Source organism: Catenuloplanes nepalensis, from assembly GCF_030811575.1.
In the GTDB taxonomy this organism is placed as follows: Bacteria; Actinomycetota; Actinomycetes; order Mycobacteriales; family Micromonosporaceae; genus Catenuloplanes; species Catenuloplanes nepalensis.
Genome location: NZ_JAUSRA010000001.1, coordinates 3418041 through 3442600, shown reverse-complemented (window position 1 = coordinate 3442600; position 24560 = coordinate 3418041). Strand labels below are relative to the sequence as shown.

Here is a 24560-nt window from a genome sequence, read left to right as displayed (position 1 = left end):
TGCCCTCCGGTCGTCAGCTGACGCGGAGAAGGGTTGGCCGCCGTGGTTTCCCGATCAAGGTACAGCGAAGCGCCCGCTGTTGTCCGACCCGTGCCTGGCGCTCAGGCCTTCTCTGCCGGCCGGCCGGGATCTCGATCCCTGCTCGCGTAGCTGGTCCGCCCAGTTCCCCGGCATCTACGTCCGGCCCGGCGAAGAGGCCTCCGCCCGCATCGCACCGGTCACCAGAACGTCCATCGTGTCCGGCGTTCCCCTGCTCGCGTGCACGACGGCCCCGCACGGTTCACCCGTGTCGGGACGGGCCCGCGGCACGTTCTCCACTCCGGCACGGCAGGATGGTCTGCACAGGATCGGGAGAACAGGTGCACCTCGGCAACACCACGCCCCGCATCGTGCGGGACGACGACCTCGGCGGCTTCCCGGCCGGGCGGATGCTCGACGTGATGCGCGCGCTGACCGCGGTGCTGAGCCTGCCGCAGGCCGAGGCGGAACGGGCGGACGCGCTGATCGTGCCGAGCGGCCAGGGCGAGGTGTGGCGGATCACGCACGCGATCCGGCTCTGGGAGACCCGCCCGTCGCTGCGGCTGCTGCTCATCGCGAACGGCAACCCGGCCGAGACCACCTACGACGAGCTGAGCCTCGCCTACCTGCGCGGTCTCGGCCTGCGTCGCCTGGACGGCGTGCACGTCCAGGCCGAACCGGCACCGAACACCGCGCTGCAGGCCGGCTGGATCGCCGCGCAGGTGTCGGACCTGCGGATCCGCAGCTTCGGCCTGGTCGTCTCCCCCTACCACCTGCTCCGCGCCTACCTCACCGCCCTCAAGGCCCTCGACCGCCACGGCCTCCGCGTCCCGATCTGGCCGGCTCCGGTCGCGATCTCCCCCGACACCCGCGTCCCCGAGACCGGCGCCACCGCCTACGACCTGCTGCCGGGCGAGATCCACCGCATCCTCACCTACGCCGACCGCGGCTGGATCTCCACCCCGACCGAACTCCGCACCTACCTCGGCTGGCTCTGGGCGGCCCCCATGAACGATGCGGCCCTTGCGGAGAAGTCCGCATATTTTTGGCCAAACAGTCAATAATATATTCTGGGCGCATGCCGCGCCCCCGTAAGTTCGTCGAACGCGACGTCGTCAGCAGCGCCAGCGAGGTGTTCGTCGCCAACGGCCTCGCGGCCACGACCCTGGACGACCTGGTGCAGGCGACCGGCCTGGGGAAGCAGAGCCTCTACAACGCGTTCGGCGGAAAGAGGGAGCTGTTCCTGCGGGCCCTCTCGGAGGACCGCGAGGAGGCGGCGCGGGCCGTCTCGGAAGCGCTCCAGCACGGCGACGCGTCCCCGCTGGAGCGGATCCGGGGGCACATGCTTCGCATGGCGATCGAGTTCAGCCGCAGCGACGGCCGGGTGTCACTCACCACGCGAGCTCTCGTCGAATCGACCGGCGAGCAGGATCAGCTCTCGACGGTCACCAGGACCGGCATCGAGCAGCTTGCCGGGGTCTACGCCCACTGCCTCGAGGACGCCCAGCGGAACGGGGATCTCCCGCCGGACGCGAACCTGTCGTCACTGGCGATGTACTTCGTCGCCATCACCCGCGGAATGGAGTTGCTCGGCCGAGCCGGGGTCGGGCGTGCCGCACTCACCGCGGTCGCACTCGACGCGCTTCACGTGCTCCCCGGGCAGGCGGGGGCGGGCCCCGCGCGGGCCTAGCCGTTCCGGATTCCGGGCCGCACCCCTCGGCCACCCATGGCGCGCGCCACACCTCCCCCTGAGTTATTGCCTTCATGGTCAAAAACTCGGTTTATTGACCGTGAAGACAATAACTGAGGTCGCGGTGGTGAACGGCGGAAACGCGGGGATCGGCCGGGCCATCGCACGGGCGTACCACGCCGAGGGTGCGCGGGTCTTCGCCCTCCCCGGTGGTACCTGCGTCCGGGCACGTCGTAAATCCGGTGCGGGTGGCCGGTGGGCCGGGCTAGGGTCGGCGCGGAGTCCACCACACGGAGAAGGAGATCGATGATGAGAGATACCGGCGGTACTTCCGGTCCTCCGTTCGATCTCACCGCCGGAAAGGCACTCCGTGCTAGGACTCTTCGAGAACCCGACTGATCCCTTCCCGCACGACGACCGGCCGCTCCCGCGGAGCGCACGCCGGTTCCTGATCCACGAACTCCGGCCGCTGCGCGCGGTCGTCATCGCCGCGGTGACCGTCACGATCCTGTGCGCGGCGCTGGAGGTCTGGCTGATCTCCTACGCCGGGCGGCTCGTCGACTCGCTCGCGGCCGGCAGCCCGGACACGTTCTGGGCGGCGCACGGCGCCGAGCTGATCGCGGTCGCGGTGCTGACGCTGCTGATCCGGCCGCTTCTCAACACGGCCGGTGAGGCGCTGGACGACATCGCGTTCCGGGCCAACGCGCGGCCGATCGCCCGCTGGCGGATGCACCGGCACGTGTCGCGGCAGTCGGTCGGCTGGTTCCGGGACGACTTCGCCGGCCGGATCGCCAGCTGGGTGCGCGACGGCGGCGACGCGGCCGCCACCGCGGCGTATTCGATCATTCACACGCTGGCGTACGTGCTCGCCTACGTCGTCGGCTCGGTGTGGGTGATGGCCGCGATCGACGTGCGGCTGCTTCTTCCGCTGGGCGCCTGGATCGTGGCGTACGCGCTGCTCATGCGCCTGATGGTGCCGCGCTACCGGCGGGCCTCGGAGCGGCTGCAGGAGGCGGAGTCGGCGCTGACCGGGCTGCTCGTCGACGCGTATGCCAACGTCGCCACGCTCGCGCTGCTCGGCGACCCGGCCGCGCGGTCGGACGGCGACCGGGCCGTGTTCGCCCGGGCGCGGCGGGCGCACCTGGACCTGCAGCGGGTGGAGGTGACGATCAACGGCTCGATGATGGCGCTCGGTGGCGCGCTGCTCGCCGGGCTGGTCGGTTACGGGATCGCGCTCTGGCGTACCGATGCGGCGCCGTTGGGTCTGGTCGCGGCCGCACTCGCGCTCAGCTTCCGCATCACGTCGATGGCCGAATGGTTGCTGGACGCGGTGTCGTCGCTGTTCGGCGCCGTGGGCGCGCTCCGGCGTGCGCTGCGGACCGTCGCGCAGCCGCTCGCGGTCGAGGACGATCCAGATGCCACCCCGCTGCGGGTACGCGGCGGAGCCGTCACGTTCACGCAGGTCAGCCACCACTACGGGCGTGGGGCCCGCGGGCTCGACCGGCTGGACCTGCACGTGCGCGCGGGCGAGCGGGTGGGGGTGGTGGGCCGGTCCGGCGCGGGCAAGTCCACGCTGGCCGGGCTGCTGCTGCGGTTCCACGACGCGGAGTCCGGCACGATCACGATCGACGGCACCGACATCACGGCCGTCACCCAGGAGAGCCTGCGGGCCAGGATCGCCATGGTCGCGCAGGAGGCCACACTGTTGCACCGCTCGATCCGGGAGAACGTCGCCGGGTTCGGCGCGGTCGACGACGAGCGGGTCACCGAGGCGCTGCACCGGGCGTCCGCCGGGTTCGTCGCGGATCTGCCCGGCGGGCTGGACGCGCTCGTCGGCGAGCGCGGCGTGAAACTCTCCGGCGGGCAGCGGCAGCGGATCGCGCTGGCCCGGGCGTTCTACCGGGACGCACCGATCCTGGTGCTGGACGAGGCCACGTCCGCGCTCGACTCCGAGGCGGAGGCCGCGATCCACGACACGCTCGACGAGGTGCTGCACGGCCGGACCGTGATCGCGATCGCGCACCGGCTCTCCACGATCGCGCGGATGGACCGGATCGTCGTGCTCGACGCCGGCCGGATCGTCGAGGCGGGCACGCACGCCGAGCTGATCGGCCGCGGCGGGCTCTACGCGGACCTGTGGGCGCGGCAGTCCGGCGGGTTCCTGGGCGACGATGACGATCGTGCGCGCGTAGCGGCTGTTACTGCCGGCGCAGGGGATACGGACCGCCGCGCAGATCGCCGCTGAGCTGGGCGTCTGTAGAACGCACCGGGTACCGGGACGTGACCGCGCTCAGCGGCGCGGGCGTCCCGGTACTACGCGGATCAGGGGCGGGACGGCGGATGCCGCCTGGTCGACGGCACCCGCGCCCACCCGCCTGTCGAGTCGATCGACGTCGCCCACACGCCGATGCCGCGCCTCGGCCCGCTCGCCGAGATCCTCACGCCGGCCGCGCTCCGCGACCGGATGCGGCCGGCCGCGACGCTCACGGCCGCGCTCTACCGCTGAGCGCGAGCGCCTCCTCGAACGCGTCCGCGCCGTCCGCGACCGGCCGCGCCGCCGCGTAGATTCCCATCTCCCGCCCCCGCGCCGCCGATCCGGCCATGAACTCCCTGGTCACGGCCGCGACGGCCGGGTCGCAGGCGTACGGCTGGCCGGTCGCCTGCGCCAGATCCCAGCCGTGGATCGCCAGGTCGCTGACCAGCATCGACACGGTCATCCGGGCGGGCATCGCCATCCCACCGAGGTTGATCGTCCCGTCCCACGCGGACGGCTCCGACCACGCCTCCAGCGCGGACCGCCGGTCGTCGTCGAACCGGTCCCCGGGCCCGTCCGCGGTCATCAGGTCCTGCCCCCACAGCTCCGCCGGCACCGGCAGCCGCTGCCCCGCCCGGCTGAGCGCGGCCGCGACCTGCAGCAGATGATTCGTCAGCGCCCGCACATCCCAGTCCGCACACGGCGTCGGCAGGCCGAGTTGCTCCGGCGCGACCCCGTGCACCACCGCCGCCGTGTCCGTGAACGCCCTGCGAAGTACCTCGTGAAGTTGCATACGTGCAGGCTAGACACGAGCACGGCCCGCATTCTTGAACAAACGCGACTTGCTAGCCTGCGCGGGTGCCCGCGATCCTGCACCCGGGCGCGGGCGAGCGCGCGTTCCGTTTCCGCGCGGTCGACGTCGCGCCCGCGCTGCGCCCGTACGTCGACCACTACTGGATCGTCACCTGGGAGCTGCGGGAGCCGTACCACCAGCAGGTGCTGCCGTACCCCGCGGTGAACATGACCTTCAAGCCCGGCCGCTGCCGGATCGCCGGTGTGCCGAAGGGCCGCTTCCACGAGACGCTGGAGGGCACCGGCCGGGTCTTCGGTGTCCGTTTCCGGCCCGGCGGCTTCCGGCCGTTCTTCGACGCGCCGATCGCCACGATCACCGACAGGTTCGTACCTATATCAACGGTTTTTCCGGCGGATCTTCCGTCCCGGGTGCTGGCCGCCGACGACGAGGCCGCGGCCGCGATCCTGGACGAGGCACTGACCGCGGCCGCACCCGCCACGCCGGATCCGGTGGTCGAGCTGGCCGCGGCCGCGGTTGCCCGGACCGGCGCTGTCGCTCGCGTCGATGAGCTGGCCGCGGAGTTCTCGCTCGGCGTCCGCCAACTGCAGCGGATCTTCGCCGACTACGTGGGTGTCAGCCCGAAGTGGGTCATCCGCCGTCACCGCCTCCACGAGGCCGCCGCCCGCGCCGCCGACGGCACGCCGCTCGACCTGGGCGCGCTCGCGGCCGACCTCGGCTACAGCGACCAGGCGCACCTGACCCGCGACTTCACCGCGATCACCGGCCTACCGCCGGCCACGTACATCCGCGAGCAGTAGGAGCCAGATCAAGATCTGGATCTCCCGGCGAGGGCGCGGGAGACTCGGCGTTTACTCGGATCAGGGCGGGTGATCGGGGCGGTAGCGGGTCCTGTGGGCACAGTACGGCCGCGGCGGCCTCCCTGCCGGTTGCGCGGTAGTCCGGGCAAACCCGCCCTTGAGGACCGATGGCAGTGGATCCGGCGTAAGCCATCTGGCCTGTCGACGTTCGTGGATGTGCCGTACGTTGATCGGTCGTGCCGACCAGATCTTGACGTGATCCGACGAGTAGGGCGAGGGCGACCCCGATGCCATCGAAGAATAAGCCCAGCCGGAGCGCCCGGCGTCAGACAGCGCGGAGGGCAGTGCGGTGTGGGCGCTCGCGTAGGTGATCTAGCGCCGTAGCGGTCGCGTCATCAGCGGGTAGGAGGAGGATCAGTTGCTGGGCGTCCGAGGCAGGAAGTTCAAGGACCTCCCGATTCCATCGCAGTTGATGCGCGCGCGGGTGAGTCATCCTCAGCGGGACTCGGGTAGGAGGGATGTGGCGGTGCAGCCGCCGTGTGAACTCGGCGCCGGCGACGGTAGCGAAGTCTGCCGTAAACCATTCGAACGTCTCGGTCGAGGGCCCGAGCCACAGGTTGAAAACCTGTTCGTCGGCGATCTGGTCCCAGTCGACGAAGGTGGTTCTGGCCTGCGGATGGGTGAAGACGTACCTGGTGAGGTTGGGCTCCTCGGCGTCCAGCAGGCCGGTGTCGCGCATGACCGTGCCGAAACCGTCGGTATGGGCGAGCACGTCACCGAGTCGGTTGGTGACGAAGGCGATGCCCGGCTCCAGGAGGGCGAGTATCCGCCGTACGGCGGGCCGCACAGTGCGCTCGGGCGGCCTCGGCGGGACCCGCCCGGCGCACGCCCCACCGGTGATCTTGGCGAGGTAGCCCAAATGGGTGCGTTCGGCGGTGTCAAGGTTGAGCGCGTCGGCGAGGGCGTTGACGACCGAACGGGACGGATTGCGGTCGCGGCCCTGCTCGATTCGGGTGAGGTACTCGACGCTGACCCCGGCCCGCGAGGCCAACTCCGAACGTCGTAGCCCGGGAGCACGTCGTCGCTGGTGTGCCGGAAAACCCAAGTCCTCTGGCCGAATGCTGTCGCGCTTGGCCCGGACGAACTCTCCTAGCGGCGTACCCATGAGGCGAGCCTACGTCCCGGCGCAGCCGGTCGGCGGGGTGCAGGGTGACCCTGCGGGGGCCAGCCTGTACCCGGCCTGGCTGCGCGGCCGGAAACGACAGATCGTCGACGGCATGAGCGACAAGAGCAGACTCGTGGTCATCATCGGTAGCGTGCGTGAGGGCCGGTTCGGGCCGGTCGTCGCGTCCTGGGTAGCGGATCAGATTCAGGCACACGGCGGTTTCGACGTCGACCTCGTCGATCTAGCCAGGGTGGACATCCCGCTGGCGCTGCCGGCCGCTCCGCCGAAGTTCGCCGGTGACGACTACCCCCGGCCCGAAGGCATGAAGAACCTCACCAGGAAGCTGTCGGAGGCCGACGCTTTCATCCTCGTCACTCCGGAGTACAACCACAGCTACCCGGCGTCGCTGAAGGCACTCATCGACTGGCACTTCACCCAGTGGACCGCCAAACCGGTGGCGTTCGTCAGCTACGGCGGTGCGGCCGGTGGTCGGCACGCGGTGCTTCACCTGGAGAACGTGCTTACCGAACTACACGCGGTGACCATCCGCGACGGACTGGCCTTCCCCAATTACTTCACCGCCTGGCAAGACGGCGCCCCGCTGGACGCCGCGGCAGCCGGCTACGCCAAGACGCTTCTGGAACAGCTTTCCTGGTGGGCGCAGGCATTGCGTGCTGCCCGTACCGCCGCCCCGTACCCGGGTGGGGCGTGACGATTGATGGACCACACCAGCCTGGGCTCGTCAGACCTGCAGGTGAGCCGGATCGCGCTCGGCTGCATGGGTCTCGCCCAACCTACCGGCAGGCACCCATGGACGCTCGACGAGGACACCGCACAGCCGATCTTCCGGCGAGCGGTCGAACTCGGCATCACACTATGGGACACCGCGAACGTCTACGGGCACGGCACCTCCGAGGAAATCCTCGGCCGGGCTGCGCGCCGTTACACCCGGCGTGAGGAGGTAGTCATCGCCACGAAAGTCGGCCTACCGATGCACGATGGGCCGACCGGCTCCGGCTTGTCCCGCCAGGCGATCATGGAGCAGATTGACGCCTCGCTGCGCAGGCTCGGCACCGACTACGTCGACGTGTACCAGGTCCACCGCTTCGACCCGAAGACCCCCGTCGAGGAGACGATGGAGGCCCTGCACGAGGTGGTCGCCGCGGGCAAGGCGCGTTTTCTCGGTGCCTCGTCGATGGCTGCCTGGCGGTTCGCCAAAATGCAACACGCTGCCCAACTACATTCCTGGACCGCGTTCGTCTCGATGCAAAACCAATACAGCCTCGTGCAACGCGAGGAGGAACGGGAGATGTTCGGACTACTCGCCGATCAGGCCGTATCAAGTCTGACCTGGTGCCCACTCGCCTCCGGCCGCCTTGCCCGCCCCTACGGCCAGCAGACGTCACGCTCGACCAACGACCAGATCGGCAAGCAGTTCTTCGACGACGCCGACCACGCCATCATCGACGGGGTACAGACCGTCGCGAACGCCCATGACGTCACCATGGCGCAGGTCGCGCTCGCGTGGATCCTGAGCAACCCGGTCGTTGCCGCACCCATCGTGGGTGCCACCGCACCACACCACCTCGACGAGGCCGCCGCAGCTCTGACGGTCACCCTCAGTGGGCAGGAGCACGTCATGCTCACCGCTCCCTACACTCCACGGCAGCCGACCGGCTACTGAAGCGCCGGTGGCCGGAGTCCCCGAATTCGAATGTGTCTCGCAAGTAAGGCCGAAGGTGCCGCGGCCGAAGGCTGCCTCAAGGTCTACAAGGACGTGGCCATCGGCACCAAAGCCGACCGCCCACAGTGGCAGGCGTGTCTGGACGATCTGCGACCCGGCGACACCTTGATCATCTGGAGGATCGACCGGCTCGGCCGAAGCCTCCGCGATCTGGTCGACACCACCACCGCCCACGGAAACCTCGTCTTCGGCAGGTTCGCCCTCATGGCCGAATACGAAGCCGCCTCATCAAAGAACGCACCCTTGCCGGCCTCGCCGCCGCACGCGCCCGAGGCCGCACCGGCGGCCGCAAACCGAAGATGACCTCCGCCCTGATCAACAAGGCGCAACGCATGTACGACAGCCGCCAGTTCACGACGGCCGACATGGCAACCTCCTGCGGCGTCACCCCCATGACGATCTACCGCACCATCCGCACCATCCGCACCATCCGCACCGACCGCTCGACCGCGAAGGAGCCGCCGCCGCGAGGCTGACCATGCACGCTATGGCTTAGCGCCGGATCCACTGCCGTTGGTCCCCATGGGCCAAACCGTGGTGTCGCATATCCGCAGGCCGTATCAGGTCCGCGGCCGAGGGCTCATATCCAGTGAGAACCCGCGTCGCCCTGCTTCGCGATGCCGGTCCTGGACGATCATGAAGGGAGGGCACCGTGCTCGACGATCAGGACTACTGGTACCCGGACAAGCTCACGGGCCGGCCGGTGCGGCTGCGCGCCAAACCCGGCGAGGCCGTGGTCACCGTGGCCGCCGGAGACCTCGACCAGCTCACCGGCAACGCGGCCGTGCGGTCCCTCAGCCGCGGTGCCAACCTGCGCCGCGGGTTCGCCGCGGTGTTCGTCGCACCGGGCCGGGCAGCCGCGGACCTGTCCGGCGCGGACGGGATCGCGAACTCCATCCCGGTGCTGGTCGACGGCGACGGACTCGACCGGTACTTCCTGCCGGACGAGCTCACCGTGCAGTTCAGGGACGGCGTGAGCGAGACCGCCGCGCAGGACGTCATCACGAGCCTGGGCAGCCGGGTGCTCGTCCGGCAGCGCACCCCGGGCTACTACACCCTCGCCGTGCCGGACTCCCAGGCGCTGTTCGCCACCATCCGCGCGTTCGCCGAGCGGCCCGAGGTGGCGTTCGCCGAACCCAGCGAGGCCGGCTTCGACGACGCGCTCGCACACGTACCCACGGATCCGGATTTCGGTCTGTTGTGGGGGATGCGCAACACCGGGCAGACCGTGAACGGCGTCGCCGGCACCGCCGGGATCGACATCGGCGCGACCGTGGCCTGGGACGTGCTGCGCGGTGACCCCGACGTCATCGTGACCGTGATCGACACCGGTGCCGACCTGGACCATCCCGACCTGGCGGCGAACCTGCTGCCCCGGGGCAACGAGGACTGGGACTTCGCGGACGCGGCCGACCCGAGCCCGGACGACACCGACGTGCACGGCACCCACGTGGCCGGCACCGCGGCCGGTGCGGAGAACACCAGCGGCGTGGTCGGCGTCGCACCGCGGTGCCGGATCATGCCGCTGCGCATCGACCTCACCGCCGGCATGAACCAGAACCGGGCCGACGCGATCAACTACGTGGTCGCGCAGGCGGGCGCGTTCCCGGACCGCCGCTACGTGATCAACTGCAGCTGGCGGACCAGCGGAGACCACGCCGGCATCCGCACCGCGATCCAGAACGCCGCCGCGAACGACGTGGTGGTGGTCTTCGCGGCCGGCAACGCCAACACCAACACCGACGTCACCCCGCAGTACCCGGGCGTCTACCCCGAGGTGATCTCGGTGGCCGCGCTGGACCAGGACGGCGTCCGGGCCACGTTCTCCAACTTCGGCTCCACCGTCGACGTGGCCGCGCCCGGCGTCAACATCTGGTCCAGCATGCCCGACGACACGCACGGTTTCCTGGACGGCACGTCGATGGCCTCGCCGCACGTCGCCGGCCTGGCCGCGCTGGTCTGGTCCGCCGCGCCGGAGCTGTCCGGCGCCGAGGTCCGCGCGGTCGTGGAGGACGCCTGCGACAACGTCGACGCGCTCAACCCCGGCTTCGCCGGCCAACTCGGCCGCGGCCGGATCAACGCTGGCCGCGCGGTCGAACTGGCCCAGTTCATGGCCGGATACGTCCCGTCCCTTCCCGCCATGTCGTAGTCCCGTCTCGTCGTCGTTCTGAGTGAGGTGTGATGAGCGCACTGGAACAGATACGCAAATCCCCGTCCATGGCCGAGTTCTGTGACCCGCTGCCGCGCCTGATCGACGCGGGCGCGGCCGACCTGTCCCGCAGCTTCCACCGGTTCGGCGAGATCGTGGGGACCGGTCAGAGGGAGCCGGTCACACTCGGCTTCCACATCGCCGGCGACACCGCGCGGTACTGGCGGCTGCGGCTCGGCCCGGACGGCCCGAAGGTGTCCGAGGAGACCCCGGACGACGTCACGGCGCCCCGGCCGGAGATCGAGGTGATCACGGACGAGCGGACCTGGCGGGACATCGCCGAGGGCACGCTCGCCCCGATGGCCGCGGTCGTCGCCGGCCGCATGCGCTTCCGCGGTGACGTGGGCCGCGCCCGGCTCGTCGTGCGCCAGCTGCGGCGCTGATCGATTCCGCCAGCTGCGGCGCTGTTGCTTTTGTTGATCGCGGCGCTGTTCGCTTCCGCCAGCTGCGGCGCTGTTGCTTCTGCCGGTTGCGGCGCTGATTGGTTCAGAAGGAGAGACATGGCATCCCAGACAGGAAAAGTCGGCTGCATCCAGATTTTCTCGGACGACGTCGCCTGGACGCAGATCATCGACTCCGCCGGGGTCGGCGAGGTCTTCGTCCTGTGGTCGGACATCACGAACCCCAACCCGCCGATCCACGACCGGGTCACCCGCAGCAACTGGGTCTCCCTGCTGCGCCAGGCGCTGGCCGACGACCTCGACGTGACGGTCGTCGGCGACAACGCCACGTCGGCGCTGACCACCAGCGTCCAGCTCGGCACGTTCACGCTGTGACCCGCGACCGCACCTGTTATCGCACCCACTACCGCACCCCGGCCGCGCGCCGGGGTGCGGAGACGGTCAGCGGTAGCCGGTGACGTCCGCCGGCCTGCCCGGATCCTGAACCTCGGTGATGTAGCGCCATGCGTCGGGCCGGCTGCCGTCCAGGTCGGTGAACCCGTACACCTGGGCCAGGCCACCGCTGGACAGCGATTCGCCGTTCCAGCGGGCCCGGTCCGGGTCGGCCGCGAGTGCGGCCACGGCACGGCCGGTGAAACGCGGCGTCTCCGAGATCGCGAAGTGCGGCTCCCGCGCCACCGCGTCCCGCCAGGTGTCCTCCGTCGTCGAGAAGTGCTCCAGCATGATCTCGGAGCGCATCCAGCCCGGCGTGAGCGCGACCGCGGTCGCACCGAGCGGCCCGACCTCCTTCGCCTGCGCGTACGCCATCCGCAGCACCGACGTCTTGGCCAGGTCGTAGAAGAACGAGACGCGATAGTTCTCCCGGTTGTAGTCCGCGGTCCCGTCCGTCACCTCCACGACCAGCCCGCCGGGTTCACGCAGCAGCACCGGCAGCGCCGCGTGGCTGGTGATGATGTGCGTGTCGATGGCGAGCCGGAGAATCCGCAGGCCGTCGTCGAGCGAGTGCTCCCACAGCCGGTCCGTCCAGCTGAACAGCTGCTCCCCGCCCCAGATGTCGTTGACCAGCACATCCAGCCGCCCCTGCTCCGCCTCGATCCGGCCGATGAGCGCACGCACCTCCTGCGGCACCAGATGATCGACGCGCACCGCGATCCCGGTGCCCCCGGCCGCCGTGACCAGCTCGGCGGTCTCCTCGATCGTCTCCGGTCGATCCATCTCCGACCGCGCCTTCCGCGTGCTGCGCCCGGTCACGTAGACCGTCGCCCCCGCCGCCCCCAGCTCGACCGCGATCCCGCGCCCGGCCCCACGCGTCGCCCCGGCAACCAGCGCGACCTTGCCTTCCAATGTCCGTTCCATGCCCCCACCGTCCCAGCACAACCTGACAACCTATGACAGTGAAAGGCATCCGGCAGGCGACTGCCATGCTGTGGGCGTGGAGTACGTGTCCAGAGTGCCGCGACCGCCGCTGGACGGATGGCGGCCGGGCGTGGGCGGGGATTATTCGGTCCGGAGGCCGCCGGGCTTGGTGAGGCGCCAGAGCATGGGGAGGCTGGCGGCGGTGGTCAGGAGGATGACGGCGATGGCGGCGGTGGTGGTGAGGGCGATGCCGGACCAGTCGAAGCTGAGCGGGGTGGCGGCGGCGGTCTGGAGGATGGCGCCGAGGCCGACGCCGGTGACGACGGCGAGGAGCATGCCGAGCAGGACCGGGATGGCGACCTGGTAGAAGATCGAGGCGGTGAGGGTGGCGCGCCGGGTGCCGAACGCGATCAGGACCGCGAGCGGTCGGCGGCGGGCGGTGAGCTGTTCGCCGATGTTGACGACCATGCTGGCGCCGATCAGGAGCAGGAGCGCGGTGGCGAGCACGAGCATGGACTGGCGGACGCCGGCCAGGATCGGCGTGATCGCGCTCTCGCTGATCAGGCTGACGCGGGCGGTCGGGTCGACCGTGGCGGCGGCGTTGCGCAGGTGCTCGATCGCGGCCGGGTCGGCCGGGTCGAGCGCGGCGTAGTACTCCAGCCGATACGGCTCGTAGCGCAGGCCGGCGAGCACGGCCGGGGTGATCAGGACCTCTGGTTCGATGCCGAGCAGCTCGTTGCCGATCGGCGGGACGGTGACCGCGCCGGCCGGCAGCGTCCACGGCGTGTCGGCGCCGTCGAGCAGGTAGGCGGCGCCGGGGGTGGCGGGCGCGCCGGCGGCGACGAACACGTCGCCGTCGGCGCAGGTGTCGATGGTGGCGTACTGCCGGAGCATGGTGCAGTCGCCGATCTGGAACCGGACGACCTGGTCGTCGGTGACGTCGGTGCCGGCCACGGTGGTCTCGGTGGTGACGGCCCGGACGCCGGGGGCGGCGCGAAGCGCGGGCAGCCAGCGGGCGGTGTCGAGGTCGCTGGGCCAGACCGTGGCCTGGAAGTCCTCGGTGCTGCGGCCGAAGTCGAGCGTGTTCTGCTCCTCGACCGCGACCATCAGGCCCTGCAGCGCGATCGCGCCGGCGACCGAGACCGCGATGCCGGAGACCGCGCGGACCGCGGTGCCGCTGTCGAGTTGCAGCCGGCGGACGGCCAGCTCCCAGGCGACGCTGCCGCCGCCGAGCCGGCGCACGGTCGCCTCGACCCACCAGGGCAGCAGCAGCGCGACGCCGATCAGAAGCGCGATCAGGCCGCCGAAGACCGGAAGCTCGAAGCCGACGTCCTCCTCGCCGAGACCGTCGTAGATCGGCCAGAGCAGGGCGAGCCCCGCGGCCGGGAGGATGAGCCGCCACCACAGGCGCCGCCGCCGTTCGGCGCTGAGCCGGACCACGCCGAGCGGCTCGACCACGACGCGGCGCAGCGTGGCGAGCGTGACCAGCACGGCCGCGGACGGCACGAGCAGCACGGTGAGGATGGCGAGCGCGGGGACCGGGCGGGCGTCGGCGGCGTAGAAGCTGATGCCGGCGGGCACCAGGCCGCCCGCGGTGAACGCCACGCCGAGGTAGACCACGGTGCCGGTGAGCAGGCCGAGCAGCGCGCCGGCCAGCGTCTCCCCGGCGGCGATCCGGCGGGTGGTGTCCGCGTCCGCGCCGACCAGCCGGATGGCGGCGAGCCGCCGGTCGCGGGTCTCGCCGCCGAACCGGACCGCGGTCGCGATGAACACCGCGACCGGGACCAGCAGCACGGCCAGCGCGACCGCGCCGAGCAGCACGAGCGTGGGGTCGTTGCCCTCGTCCAGCTCCGGGCGGCCGAACCGGTCGGTGCGGCGTGAGTCGTCGCCGCTGAGCCGGTCGGTGCCGAGGTAGACCGCGAGCTCGCCGGGGCCGGCCAGCCCGGCCGGGCCGATCTCGCCGATCGTGCGGGCGTCCCACCGGTCGCGCAGCAGCGCGGCGTCGCCGGAGCGCAGCAGCGCGGCGAGCGCCGGGGAGACGACCATCTCGCCGGGCTTCGGCATGACGGTCACGCCGGGTGGGAGCACCGGGGTGGCGCCGTCGGCCTGCAGCACGCGGCCGTGGATCGACCGGCCGAGGTAGTCGGTGTCGGCGGCCTTGACCAGCACGGTGCTGTCGCCGCGCGGCACCACCCGCTCGTAGTAGATCGCCTCGGCGCGCTCGGCGAGCCGGGCGCTGCGCGCGGCGACCAGCGTCGGGACGCTCGCCGTGGTCAGCAACATGGCGACGCCGAGCCCGACGCCGGCCGCGATCAGGGCCAGCCGGGTCCAGCCGGCCCGCCCGCCGGCCACGGACAGCCGCACGCCGAGCGCGACGTCGGCGGCGCGGCGGCGCGGCGTAGTCGGTCGGCCCGGCGTCATCGGGCGAACTCCTGCTCGCGGACCCGGCCGTCGCGGACGATCGCCTCCCGGTCGGAGTAGGCCGCGACACGCGCCTCGTGCGTCACCAGCACCACGGCCGCGCCGGTGTCCCGGGCGGCGGTGGTGAGCAACTGCATGACGCGCTCGCCGTTGAGTGAGTCGAGCGCGCCGGTCGGCTCGTCCGCGAAGACCACGCGCGGGCGGGTGACCAGCGCCCGGGCGACCGCGACGCGCTGCCCCTGGCCGCCGGAGACCTGGCCGGGCCGTTTCTCCGCGACGTCGGCGACCTCCAGCCGCTCCAGCCAGGTCGCGGCCTCGGCGCGCGCGGCCCTGCGGCGGGTGCCGGACAGCCGCAGCGGCAGTGCGACGTTCTCCAGGCAGGTGAGCTCGGGCACGAGCTGGCCGAACTGGAACACGAACCCGAACGCGGTGCGCCGCAGCTCGCTGCGCTCGGCGTCGGTCATCGTGGCCAGGTCGCGGCCGTCGAACGCGACGTGACCGGACTCGGCGCGGAGGATGCCGGCGAGGCAGTGCAGCAGCGTGGACTTGCCGGACCCGGACGGTCCCATCAGCGCGAGGATCTCCCCGGGGTGCACGGTCAGCGACGCGCCGTCCAGCGCCTTGGTCGGCCCGAAACTCAGCCGCAGGTCGTCCGCGGTCAGCAGTGTCATCGGGCGACCCGCTCGGCGAGCTGGTCGAGGCGCGCGGTGGTGAGCTCCAGCCAGCGCAGGTCGGCCTCCAGGTGGAACAGCGCGTGGTCGCAGATCAGCGCGTCGGCGAGGTCGCCGTTCATCTTGCGCTGGGTCAGCTCGCGCATCAGGCGCAGGTGCTCGTGCCGCTGCGTGTCCAGCAGATCGTTGGCGTTCCGGCCGGTCATCAGCGCGAGCACGATCTTGGTGAAGAGCGTGGACTGCAGGTAGGGCTCGGGTTTCTCGGGGCGGCCGAGCCACTCCGTCACGTCGGTGATGCCGGCGTCGGTGATCGCGTAACGCTTGCGGTCGGGTCCGTCGCCCGGCTCGGACTCGACCTCGACCAGGCCGTGCTTGAGCAGCCGCGCGAGCGTGGAGTAGACCTGACCGTAGTGCAGCGGCGCGCGCCCGGCCCCGAACCGCTCGTCATAGGTGCGCTTCAGGTCGTAACCGTGCGCGGGCCCCGCTTCGAGCAGCCCCAGCAGAGCGAATCCCACCGACATGCCCGCCACTCTACACCGGCTTTATACACGCGGTGTCTACGCAGCTGGGTGACGTTTTGGCGAATACCGCACGAAGTGCCAAGCGACTCCGTCAGCCGAGAGCGAGCCAGCGGATCTCGTTACGGGAGATCGCCGCCCGCTCCTCCCCCGTCATCGGCTCCCGTCCGGTCGCCTTGCGGACGAACGTGAGCCGGTCCCAGCCGAGCGGCACCGGCGCGTCGCCGAGCAGCAGCGCGCTCACCGCGTCCACGGCGGCCGGTGTGGTCCAGGGGTCACGGCCGAGCGCGGCCGCGAGGTCGAGACCGTGCACGGCCACCTCGACCACGCGGGTCAGCATGAAGTCGGTGAGCAGCATGTCGTCACCGTGCCGGGTGCGCACGACCCGTCCGGCCGGCTCCCGGCGGCAGCGCTCCACCACGTACCCGCTGATGGTCCTGAACTCCGTGACCAGCGACGTGCCCGGCAGCGCCGCACGGTCGGCACCGGCCGCGATCCGGTCGGCGTTCGCCGTCGGCGAGAACCGCTCGTCCGGCCGGTAGTAGCCGGCCGCGTCGACCGTGGCGGCCGCCGGTACCGGCCCGGCGATCATCCCCGGGGTCCGGCCGACGGTCACGATGACGTGCCCGAGCAGCCCCGCCACCGTCCACGGAGGACACGGCGACGGCAGATCAAAGGCCTTCGCGGGTACGCCGGACAGGGCGGCGGACAGCGCCGAGGACTCCGCGGCGAAGGCGTCGAGGACACGATCATGCATGGCCGACGAGCATAATGCCGTCATGCGCACGCGCGTGCCACCCACCCTCGCCCTGCTTCTCCTGACCTGCACCGCCTGCACCGGCACGTTCGGCACGAACCCGCCTCGCGCCACCGCGTCCGCGCAGCCCGGCGCGATGGTCCTGGACCGCACGCTGCCCGGCTGGACCGTGGAGGCCTGGCTGAAGGACGACTCCGGTTTCTGCGTCCGCGCGATCGATCCGGAGTTCCACGACCACGGTGGACAGTGTCTCGGCCTCGGTGACCTGGCCGAGCCAGGCCCGCCGGCGCTCGGCACGAAGCCGGTGCCTCAGTTGCCGATCCACGACTACGCGCGCGATCGGGCGTTGCTGATCGGCACGGTGCGCGGGAAGATCGCGGAGGTGACGGTGACGATGGCCGGCCACGCCGCGACCGGCGCGGTCACGGCTATGAGCGACTCGATCGGCGCGTATGCGGTGTGGCTGCCCGCGGGTGACGGCGTGGGCTGGGAGCACATCACCGGCGTGGTCGGCTACGACGCCGGTGGCGATGCCGTGACCTGGATCAGTGACTGATCCAGGTCACGGCGAAACGGGTCAGTACGCCAGGTTCGGGCGCAGCCACTTCTCGACCTCGTCGAGAGGCATGCCGCGGCGGCGGGCGTAGTCCTCGACCTGGTCTCGGCCGAGGCGGCCGACCGTGAAGTAGTGGGACTCCGGGTGGGCGAAGATCAGGCCGGAGACCGCGGCGGCCGGTGTCATCGCGAACGACTCGGTCAGCCCGATCCCGATCGACTGCGCGTCGATCAGGTCGAACAGCTCGTGCTTCTCGCTGTGGTCGGGGCTGGCCGGGTAGCCGAGCGCGGGCCGGATGCCCCGGAACCGCTCCGCGTGCAGGTCGGCCAGTTCCGGCTGTGCGTCCGGCTCGAACCACTCGCGGCGCACCTGCAGGTGCAGGTACTCCGCGAACGCCTCGGCGAGCCGGTCCGCGACCGCCTTAACCATGATCGACTTGTAGTCGTCCTGCTCGGCCTCGTACCGCCCGGCCAGTGCCTCGGCCCCGTGGATCGCGACCGCGAACCCGCCCAGGTGATCGCCGGCGCCGGCCGGCGCGACGTAGTCGGCCAGGCACCGGTTCGCCCGCCCGTCCGGCTTCTGCGTCTGCTGACGCAGCATCGGGAACGTCACGCCCGCGTCCGGGAGCACGATGTCGTCGCCGTCCGCGTGCGCGGGCCAGATCGCGTACGCGCCGGTGGCCCGGAGCGTACCCTCGGCGATGATCTGGTCCAGCATCGCGTTGGCGTCGTCGAAGAGCTCGCGCGCGACCGGCTGGTCCAGGATCGCCGGGTACTTGCCCTTCAGTTCCCAGGCCAGGAACAGGAACTGCCAGTCGATCATCTCGCGCAGCGCGGCGATGGACGGCTCGACCCGGCGCAGCCCGGTGAACGCGGGCACCGGGATCTCGTCGAACGACACCCGCTCCCGGTTCTCCCGGGCGGCGGCGAGCGTCAGCAGCGGCTGGGAGCGCCGGTTCTCGTGCGCGATCCGCAGCCGTTCCTGCTCGGCCAGGTTCGCGGTCCGCAGCGTGACCTTGCGGTTCGCGTCGAGCAGGTCGGAGACGACGCCGACGACCCGGGACGCGTCGAGCACGTGCACGGTGTCGCCGGTGTAGGCGGGCGCGATCCGGACCGCGGTGTGCTGCTTGGAGGTGGTGGCGCCGCCGATCAGCAGCGGCAGCGTCATGCCGCGCTTCTGCATCTCCTCGCCGACCGCGACCATCTCGTCCAGCGACGGCGTGATCAGCCCGGACAGGCCGATCGCGTCCGCGCCCTCGGCCAGCGCGGTCTCCAGGATCTTGGCGGTCGGCACCATCACGCCGAGGTCGATGACCTCGTAGTTGTTGCAGCCGAGGACGACGCCGACGATGTTCTTGCCGATGTCGTGCACGTCGCCCTTGACGGTGGCGAGCACGACCTTGCCCTGCCCGCGCCCGGCGGCCTTCTCCTTCTCCATGTACGGCTCCAGGTAGGCCACGGAGCGTTTCATCACGCGCGCGCTCTTGACGACCTGGGGCAGGAACATCTTGCCGGCGCCGAACAGGTCGCCGACGACCTTCATGCCGTCCATCAGCGGGCCTTCGATCACGTCGAGCGGCCGGGGCAGTTGCTGCCGGGCCTCCTCGGTGTCCGCCTCGACGAAGTCGACGATGCCGTGGACGAGCGCGTAGGACAGGCGCTCGGAGACGGTGCCCTCGCGCCAGGACAGGTCGATCTCGCGCTTGGTGCCGGAGCCGGTGACCGTGGACGCGAACGTCACGAGCCGGTCGGTGGCGTCCGGCCGCCGGTCGAAGATCACGTCTTCGACGAGTTCGAGCAGGTCGGCGGGGATGTCGGCGTAGACGGCGAGCTGACCGGCGTTGACGATGCCCATGTCCAGGCCGGCGCGGACGGCGTGCAGCAGGAACGCGGAGTGCATGGCCTCGCGGACCACGTCGTTGCCGCGGAACGCGAACGACAGGTTGGAGATGCCGCCGGAGGTGCGCGCGCCCGGGCACCGCTGCTTGATCAGCGGCAGCGCGTCGAGGAACGCCTTCGCATATCCGTTGTGTTCCGAGATGCCGGTCGCGACCGCGAGCACGTTCGGGTCGAAGATGATGTCGTCCGGCGCGAATCCGGCTTCCTGCACCAGCAGGTCGTAGGCCCGCCCGCAGATGTCGACTTTGCGCGCCGTCGTATCGGCTTGCCCCTGCTCGTCGAACGCCATGACGACCGCGCCGAGCCCATAGGACTTGATCACACGAGCCTGCTCGAGGAACGCCGCCGGCCCTTCCTTGAGCGAGATCGAGTTGACGACGCCCTTGCCCTGCACGCACTTCATGCCCGCTTCGAGCACGGAGAACTTCGAGCTGTCGATCATGACCGGGATCCGGGCGACCTCCGGCTCGGTCGCGATCAGGTTGAGGAACGTGGTCATGGCCTTCTCGCTGTCGAGCAGGTCCGCGTCCATGTTCACGTCGAGCAGGTTCGCGCCGCCGCGCACCTGCTCCAGGGCCACGTCGACCGCGGCCTGGTAGTCCTCGGCCTCGATCAGCCGCCGGAACTTCGCCGACCCGGTGACGTTGGTCCGCTCACCGATCATGACGAAGCCGGTGTCCGGCCCGATCGCGAACGGCTCCAGCCCGGAGAACCGGGTGGTCGGTGCGGGCGGGTTGATCACCCGGGGCGGGACGCCGCGCACGGCCTCGGCGATCTTGGCGATGTGCGCCGGCGAGGTGCCGCAGCAGCCTCCGACGATGTTGACGAACCCGGACTGGGCGAACTCGCCGACCAGCGCGCTGGTCTGCTCCGGCGTCTGGTCGTAGCCGCCGAACGCGTTCGGCAGGCCCGCGTTCGGGTGCGACGACACGTACACGTTGGCGAGCTTGGCCAGCTCCGCGACGTGCGGCCGCATCTCGGCCGCGCCGAGCGAGCAGTTCACGCCGACGGCCAGGGGCTCGGCGCGCTCGACGGACCGCCAGAACGCCTCGACGGTCTGCCCGGACAGCGTGCGCCCGGACAGGTCGACGATGGTGACGGAGAGCCAGATCGGGATCTGCGGCGCGACCTCGCGGGCGGCGGAGATCGCGGCCTTGAGGTTGAGCGTGTCGAAGACGGTCTCGATCAGGAAGATGTCGACGCCGCCCTCGACCAGGGCCGACATCTGCTCCATGTAGGTCGCCTTGACCTGGTCGAACGTGACCGCGCGGTAGGCGGGGTCGTCGACGCGCGGTGACAGCGACAGCGTCACGTTGAGCGGGCCGACGCTTCCGGCGACCCACTTGCCGCCGGCCTCGTCCGCGGCCTGCCGGGCGAGCCGCGCGGCCTGCACGTTCATGTCCCGGACCAGGTGCTCCAGGCCGTAGTCGGCCTGCCCGATGCCGGTCGCGGTGAACGTGTTCGTGGTGGTGATGTCCGCGCCCGCGGCCAGGTATTGCCGGTGGACGTCGAGGATGAGGTCGGGGCGGGTGAGGATGAGCAGGTCCGGGTCGCCGACGACGTCCTTGGGGTGGTCGGCCGGGATCATCGGCCCGCTGTAGTCCTCGGGGGCGAGCTTGGCGTTCTGCAGCATGGTGCCCCAGGCGCCGTCGAGGACCACGATCCGCTCGCTCAGCAGTTGCTTCAATGCGTCGATGCGCGTGGTGTCACTCACTGTCGACCCCCTCCGAAGTCTGTCTCGGAGGCGCCCTTGACATGTCGATCACGAGCCGATCGATCCAGGTCGAGCGTGGCGGGGACGGGCCCCGTCGCAGCGCCTCTCGGCCCGGCCGCCAAGACTACCCGATTACCGATGATGTCAGGCTCACCGGCTCAGTCCGTGGACCCCTCCCAAAATCCCGCAAACCATGACCAAGGGGGTACGGCCGAGAGCGCGCCCATCACGCTGCGCCAACCGGCCGGCGGGTGCGGGATCGGGGCGCTCCGACGCTGGAGACGCCCCGATCGTGCGTCAGTGGCGCAGGTCGCGGCGGGTGAGGCCGGCCGCGCCGACGAGCAGGCCGCCGGCGGCGAGGACGAGGCAGGCGGTCACGCCGGTGAGGTCCCAGTCGCCGGCCATCGGCCGGCCGAGGTGCGCGGTGAGCGCGAACTCGTGCACCCAGGCCGGCATCTTCAGCGCGGGCGCGACCAGGTCGATCAGGTAGGTGATCACGACGGCGATGCCGGCGACGGTCCCGGCCGCGGACATCCGGGCGAGCCCGCCCGCGGCGACGCCGACGCCGATGACCGCGACCGCGAAGAGGCCGAGCACACCCGTACCCGCGGCGGGCTGGAGGATCTCCGCGTTGCCGGAGGCGAACGCGCCGGCCGCGACGCCGGCGGCGGCGAGCGCGGTGACGACCGCGACCGCGCCGAGCAGGCCGAGGCCGCCGCGCAGGATCAGGCCGGCGCGGGTGACCGGCGTGGCCAGCAGCATCTCCATCCGGCCGGTGTCCTCGTCCGCGCCCCAGCCGCCGAGCAGGTTGACGGCGGCGAACCCGGCGAGCACGAACAGCAGTTGCATGACCAGTTGCAGGAACCCGCCGGGGCTGCTGACGTCGAAGTCCGGGAAGATCGCGCCGAACGACTCGGTGAGTCCGGGTGACGCGGCGAACTGCTCGGCCATGGTGCCGGTGGACGCGGCGAGCACGAAGCCGAGCACGGCCAGCCCGCTCCCCCAGCCGAGCGCGACCGGCAGCCGGTCCGCGAAGACCCGCCCGGTGACGCCGTGCAGGCCGAACGCGGGCAGGCTGATGCGGGGCGGCGAGAACACCGCGCCGAGGTCCCGCCGGGCGAACGTCTCCACGCCCGCGCCGAGCAGGAGCACGCCGGTCAGCAGCGGCCAGATCAGCGACGCCCAGTCGAGGCGCCCGGCGAGCGGCAGATGATCGTAGGTCCAGTCCCAGGGCGTGAACGGTGCGATCGCCTCCAGTGCCGGGCTGACGCTGCGGTAGCCGACCGCGACGAGCCCGCCGACCAGGGCGACGCCGGAGATCCAGGCGGCGGCGCCGCGGCCGAGCCATTGGGCGGCCGCGAACGCGAGCCCGCCGAACGCGACCGCCATCACCCACAGCCAGGCGCCGAGCCCGGCCGCGTCCGCGAACGGCACGGCGTCGCCGGGCAGCCGCGCGAACGCCTGCCCGCCGGCCCAGGCGCCGGCGGTGGCGACCGCGCAGGCGATGGTGAGCACGGTCAGCAGCGCGCCGATCGTGGCGAGCGCGAGGCGGCGGCGGGAGACCGGGGTGGCGGCGAGCAGGTCGAGGTGCCGGCCGGTGAGGCCGCGGGTCAGGGCCAGGATCGCCCAGATCCCGGCGATCATGACGAGGATCGTGCCGTACTTCCACTGCACGTAGCCGCCCATGGTGCCGACGTCGACCGCGGGCCCGGTGAGCCCGGTGGAGGCGACGCCGAGCGACGACGCGATCGCGGCGATCTCCGTGCGTGCCTCCGCGGTCGGGTAGGCGGACGCGACGCCGCCGAGGACCGCGAAGACCAGCCCGCCGAGCAGGATCAGCAGCGTGATCAGCCCGCGCCGGGCGTCGGTGAGGGCCCGCATCCAGACGATGGTCATGACGCCGCCTGGTACGCGCGCAGGAACGTCTCCTCCAGCCCCGGTTCCCGGGACTCGAAGTCGAGCAGTTCGTAGGCGGCGGCCGCGCGGATCACGGGTGTCATCGGCCCGCTGACCCGCATCCGCAGCGTGTGGTCGGTGACCTGCACGTCGGAGACGCCGGGCAGGCCCGCGAACGCGGCGACCGGCACGTCCTCGGCGAAGCGCAGCAGCACCTGGTGGTGGGCGAGGTCGCGCAGCGACTCGACGCTGCCGGTGCGCACGATCCGCCCGTCGCGGATCAGCGCGACGCGGTCACAGGCGGCCTCGACCTCGGACAGCACGTGGCTGGACAGGAACACGGTGCGGCCCTCCTCGCGGGCCTCGCGGATCAGCGTGTGGAACTCCTGCTGCACGAGCGGGTCCAGCCCGGACGTGGGCTCGTCCAGGATGAGCAGGTCGGGCCGGTGCTGGAACGCGACGACCAGGCCGATCTTCTGCTTGTTGCCCTTGGACAGTTCCCGGAACCGGCGCCCCGGGTCGACGCCGAGCCGTTCCATCAGCCGGTCGCGGTAGGCACGGTCGACGCCGCCGTGGAGCCGGCCGAAGTAGTCCGCGGTCTGCGCGCCGGTGAGCTTGTCGTAGAGGCCGAACTCGCCGGGCAGGTAGCCCAGCCGCCGGTGGATCGCGACCTGCCCGGTGGTGACGTCGAGGCCGAAGATCCGGGCCCGCCCGGCGGTGGGGCGCAGGTGGCCGAGGAGGGTGCGGATGGTGGTGGTCTTGCCGGCGCCGTTCGGCCCGAGGAACCCGAAGATCTCCCCCTGGCCGATGCCGAGCGTGACGTCGTCGATGCCGCGGCGGCGTCCGTACCGTTTGCCGAGCCCTTCCGTTTCGATGATCATTTTTGCCTTCTCCCGAGGTCAGGCGATCGCGTCGAACCATTCCCGGACGGTGTCGAGCCGCCGGTCGAATCGCAGTGCTCCGGGTGCGGTGCCGAGCACCCGCTCGAACGCCTCCCCGAACGCGCCGAGCCGGTCGATGACCAGCTCATAGGTGGCGTGCCGGCCGATCAGCGCGGTCGCGGCCTCGTTGGCGCCGAGGACCATGGCCGCGAACACGCCGGCGGTCGACTCCGGGTCGGTCACGGCGAACACGCCCTCGTCCGCGCCCTGCCGGATGATGTCGGCCAGCGGTGGGGTGAGCGCGGTGATCGCGCGGCGCCGGAAGTGCTCGCGCATGACCGCGTTCTCGTCCGACATCCAGACCCGGACCATGGCGACGATCAGGTCCTTCTGCCCGGCCTTGAAGGTGGCGAGCCCGGCGAACACGCCGTCGAGCCGGTCCAGCGCGGTGCCGCCGGCGGGTGCGAGCCGGGCGGCGGCGGTGTCGACCATGCGGGCCACGATCGCGTCGAGCAGCGCGGCCTTGCCACCGAAGTAGTGGTAGAACGCGCCCTTCGAGGTGCCGGTCGCGTCCAGCACCTCCTGGATGCTCAGCGCCTCGTAGCCCTTGGTCTGGATGATCCGCTGGGCCGCGTCCAGGTACGCCTCGCGGCGCTCCGAGTGCGCCACCGGATCCACCGTCCGCGCCATGCCCTCCCCTTATCCCAAACCGACCGTCGGTCTGACAATAAACCCTTTAAAAGATCAACGGGGGTACGCGCGTCCCGCGCGCTTCGGCACGGGAGAGACGCCCACGGTCC

General features: G+C 71.3%; 23 protein-coding genes. 12 read left to right on the top strand and 11 right to left on the bottom strand.

Features of this window, described 5'->3' with window-relative positions:
• Positions 1-359: 359 nt before the first annotated feature.
• From J2S43_RS14700 to J2S43_RS14690, 3 genes are all read left to right on the top strand, one after another.
• Complete coding sequence (locus tag J2S43_RS14700; RefSeq protein ID WP_306829587.1) at positions 360-1082, top strand: YdcF family protein; 723 nt, start codon at positions 360-362, stop codon at positions 1080-1082.
• A gap of 14 nt (positions 1083-1096) precedes the next feature.
• A complete protein-coding gene (locus J2S43_RS14695) occupies positions 1097-1708 on the top strand; it encodes a TetR/AcrR family transcriptional regulator (protein WP_306829586.1) in 612 nt (203 codons plus the stop codon).
• 370 nt (positions 1709-2078) lie between these two features.
• On the top strand, positions 2079-3953 hold the full coding sequence (locus J2S43_RS14690; RefSeq protein WP_306829585.1) for an ABC transporter ATP-binding protein: 1875 nt from the start codon (positions 2079-2081) through the stop codon (positions 3951-3953).
• Positions 3954-4191: 238 nt separating this feature from the next.
• On the opposite strand, the gene J2S43_RS14685 is transcribed toward J2S43_RS14690, so the two are convergent.
• On the bottom strand, positions 4192-4755 hold the full coding sequence (locus J2S43_RS14685) for a TIGR03086 family metal-binding protein (RefSeq protein WP_306829584.1): 564 nt from the start codon (positions 4753-4755) through the stop codon (positions 4192-4194).
• 65 nt (positions 4756-4820) lie between these two features.
• Here J2S43_RS14685 and J2S43_RS14680 point away from each other — a divergent pair, with 65 nt between their 5' ends.
• Complete coding sequence (locus tag J2S43_RS14680) at positions 4821-5573, top strand: AraC family transcriptional regulator (protein ID WP_306829583.1); 753 nt, start codon at positions 4821-4823, stop codon at positions 5571-5573.
• 325 nt (positions 5574-5898) lie between these two features.
• Here the strand turns inward: J2S43_RS14680 and J2S43_RS14675 are convergent, their stop codons facing one another.
• Positions 5899-6738 (bottom strand): helix-turn-helix domain-containing protein, encoded by an 840-nt coding sequence (locus tag J2S43_RS14675; protein WP_306829582.1) that lies wholly within the window; start codon positions 6736-6738, stop codon positions 5899-5901.
• On the opposite strand from J2S43_RS14675, the gene J2S43_RS14670 reads away from it, so the two are divergent.
• The 7 genes from J2S43_RS14670 (at position 6737) to J2S43_RS14640 (ending at position 11467) form a co-directional block, all read left to right on the top strand.
• Entirely contained in the window at positions 6737-7450 is a 714-nt protein-coding gene (locus J2S43_RS14670) for an NADPH-dependent FMN reductase (protein WP_306829581.1), read from the top strand. The two genes, J2S43_RS14675 and J2S43_RS14670, sit on opposite strands and share 2 nt — an antisense overlap.
• Before the next feature lie 6 nt (positions 7451-7456).
• Positions 7457-8422 carry an aldo/keto reductase gene (locus J2S43_RS14665; protein ID WP_306829580.1) on the top strand — a complete coding sequence of 322 codons (966 nt, stop codon included), beginning with the start codon at positions 7457-7459 and terminating at the stop codon, positions 8420-8422.
• A gap of 93 nt (positions 8423-8515) precedes the next feature.
• Positions 8516-8785: a recombinase family protein gene (locus J2S43_RS14660; protein WP_306829579.1), complete on the top strand. Its 270-nt coding sequence runs from the start codon at positions 8516-8518 to the stop codon at positions 8783-8785.
• The gene (locus tag J2S43_RS14655; RefSeq protein ID WP_306829578.1) at positions 8782-8958 is read left to right on the top strand and encodes a hypothetical protein; all 177 of its coding nucleotides are present in this window, start codon (positions 8782-8784) and stop codon (positions 8956-8958) included. The genes J2S43_RS14660 and J2S43_RS14655 overlap by 4 nt, the downstream gene beginning before the upstream one ends.
• Positions 8959-9134: 176 nt before the next feature.
• Positions 9135-10631: a S8 family serine peptidase gene (locus tag J2S43_RS14650; protein ID WP_306829577.1), complete on the top strand. Its 1497-nt coding sequence runs from the start codon at positions 9135-9137 to the stop codon at positions 10629-10631.
• Positions 10632-10663: 32 nt separating this feature from the next.
• Complete coding sequence (locus J2S43_RS14645) at positions 10664-11074, top strand: SCP2 sterol-binding domain-containing protein (protein ID WP_306829576.1); 411 nt, start codon at positions 10664-10666, stop codon at positions 11072-11074.
• Positions 11075-11191: 117 nt separating this feature from the next.
• Positions 11192-11467, top strand: a complete 276-nt coding sequence (locus tag J2S43_RS14640) for a hypothetical protein (RefSeq protein WP_306829575.1) — start codon at positions 11192-11194, stop codon at positions 11465-11467.
• A 66-nt stretch (positions 11468-11533) separates the two neighbouring features.
• On the opposite strand, the gene J2S43_RS14635 is transcribed toward J2S43_RS14640, so the two are convergent.
• From J2S43_RS14635 to J2S43_RS14615, 5 genes are all read right to left on the bottom strand, one after another.
• Complete coding sequence (locus J2S43_RS14635; protein WP_306829574.1) at positions 11534-12448, bottom strand: SDR family oxidoreductase; 915 nt, start codon at positions 12446-12448, stop codon at positions 11534-11536.
• 141 nt (positions 12449-12589) lie between these two features.
• Positions 12590-14869, bottom strand: a complete 2280-nt coding sequence (locus J2S43_RS14630; protein ID WP_306829573.1) for an FtsX-like permease family protein — start codon at positions 14867-14869, stop codon at positions 12590-12592.
• The gene (locus tag J2S43_RS14625) at positions 14866-15540 is read right to left on the bottom strand and encodes an ABC transporter ATP-binding protein (RefSeq protein ID WP_306829572.1); all 675 of its coding nucleotides are present in this window, start codon (positions 15538-15540) and stop codon (positions 14866-14868) included. The genes J2S43_RS14630 and J2S43_RS14625 overlap by 4 nt, the downstream gene beginning before the upstream one ends.
• The gene (locus tag J2S43_RS14620; RefSeq protein ID WP_306829571.1) at positions 15537-16061 is read right to left on the bottom strand and encodes a PadR family transcriptional regulator; all 525 of its coding nucleotides are present in this window, start codon (positions 16059-16061) and stop codon (positions 15537-15539) included. Before J2S43_RS14620 ends, J2S43_RS14625 begins: the two co-directional genes overlap by 4 nt.
• A gap of 91 nt (positions 16062-16152) precedes the next feature.
• Entirely contained in the window at positions 16153-16815 is a 663-nt protein-coding gene (locus tag J2S43_RS14615) for a maleylpyruvate isomerase N-terminal domain-containing protein (RefSeq protein ID WP_306829570.1), read from the bottom strand.
• 22 nt (positions 16816-16837) lie between these two features.
• Between J2S43_RS14615 and J2S43_RS14610 the strand changes: the two genes are divergently transcribed.
• The gene (locus J2S43_RS14610; protein WP_306829569.1) at positions 16838-17371 is read left to right on the top strand and encodes a hypothetical protein; all 534 of its coding nucleotides are present in this window, start codon (positions 16838-16840) and stop codon (positions 17369-17371) included.
• A gap of 21 nt (positions 17372-17392) precedes the next feature.
• On the opposite strand, the gene metH is transcribed toward J2S43_RS14610, so the two are convergent.
• From metH to J2S43_RS14590, 4 genes are all read right to left on the bottom strand, one after another.
• Entirely contained in the window at positions 17393-20983 is a 3591-nt protein-coding gene (gene metH / locus J2S43_RS14605) for a methionine synthase (protein ID WP_370881626.1), read from the bottom strand.
• A gap of 297 nt (positions 20984-21280) precedes the next feature.
• A complete protein-coding gene (locus J2S43_RS14600) occupies positions 21281-22879 on the bottom strand; it encodes an efflux permease Rv1217c-related protein (RefSeq protein WP_306829568.1) in 1599 nt (532 codons plus the stop codon).
• The gene (locus J2S43_RS14595; protein WP_306829567.1) at positions 22876-23760 is read right to left on the bottom strand and encodes an ABC transporter ATP-binding protein; all 885 of its coding nucleotides are present in this window, start codon (positions 23758-23760) and stop codon (positions 22876-22878) included. The genes J2S43_RS14600 and J2S43_RS14595 overlap by 4 nt, the downstream gene beginning before the upstream one ends.
• An 18-nt stretch (positions 23761-23778) precedes the next feature.
• Entirely contained in the window at positions 23779-24450 is a 672-nt protein-coding gene (locus tag J2S43_RS14590) for a TetR/AcrR family transcriptional regulator (protein WP_306829566.1), read from the bottom strand.
• Between the last annotated feature and the right edge of the window lie 110 nt (positions 24451-24560).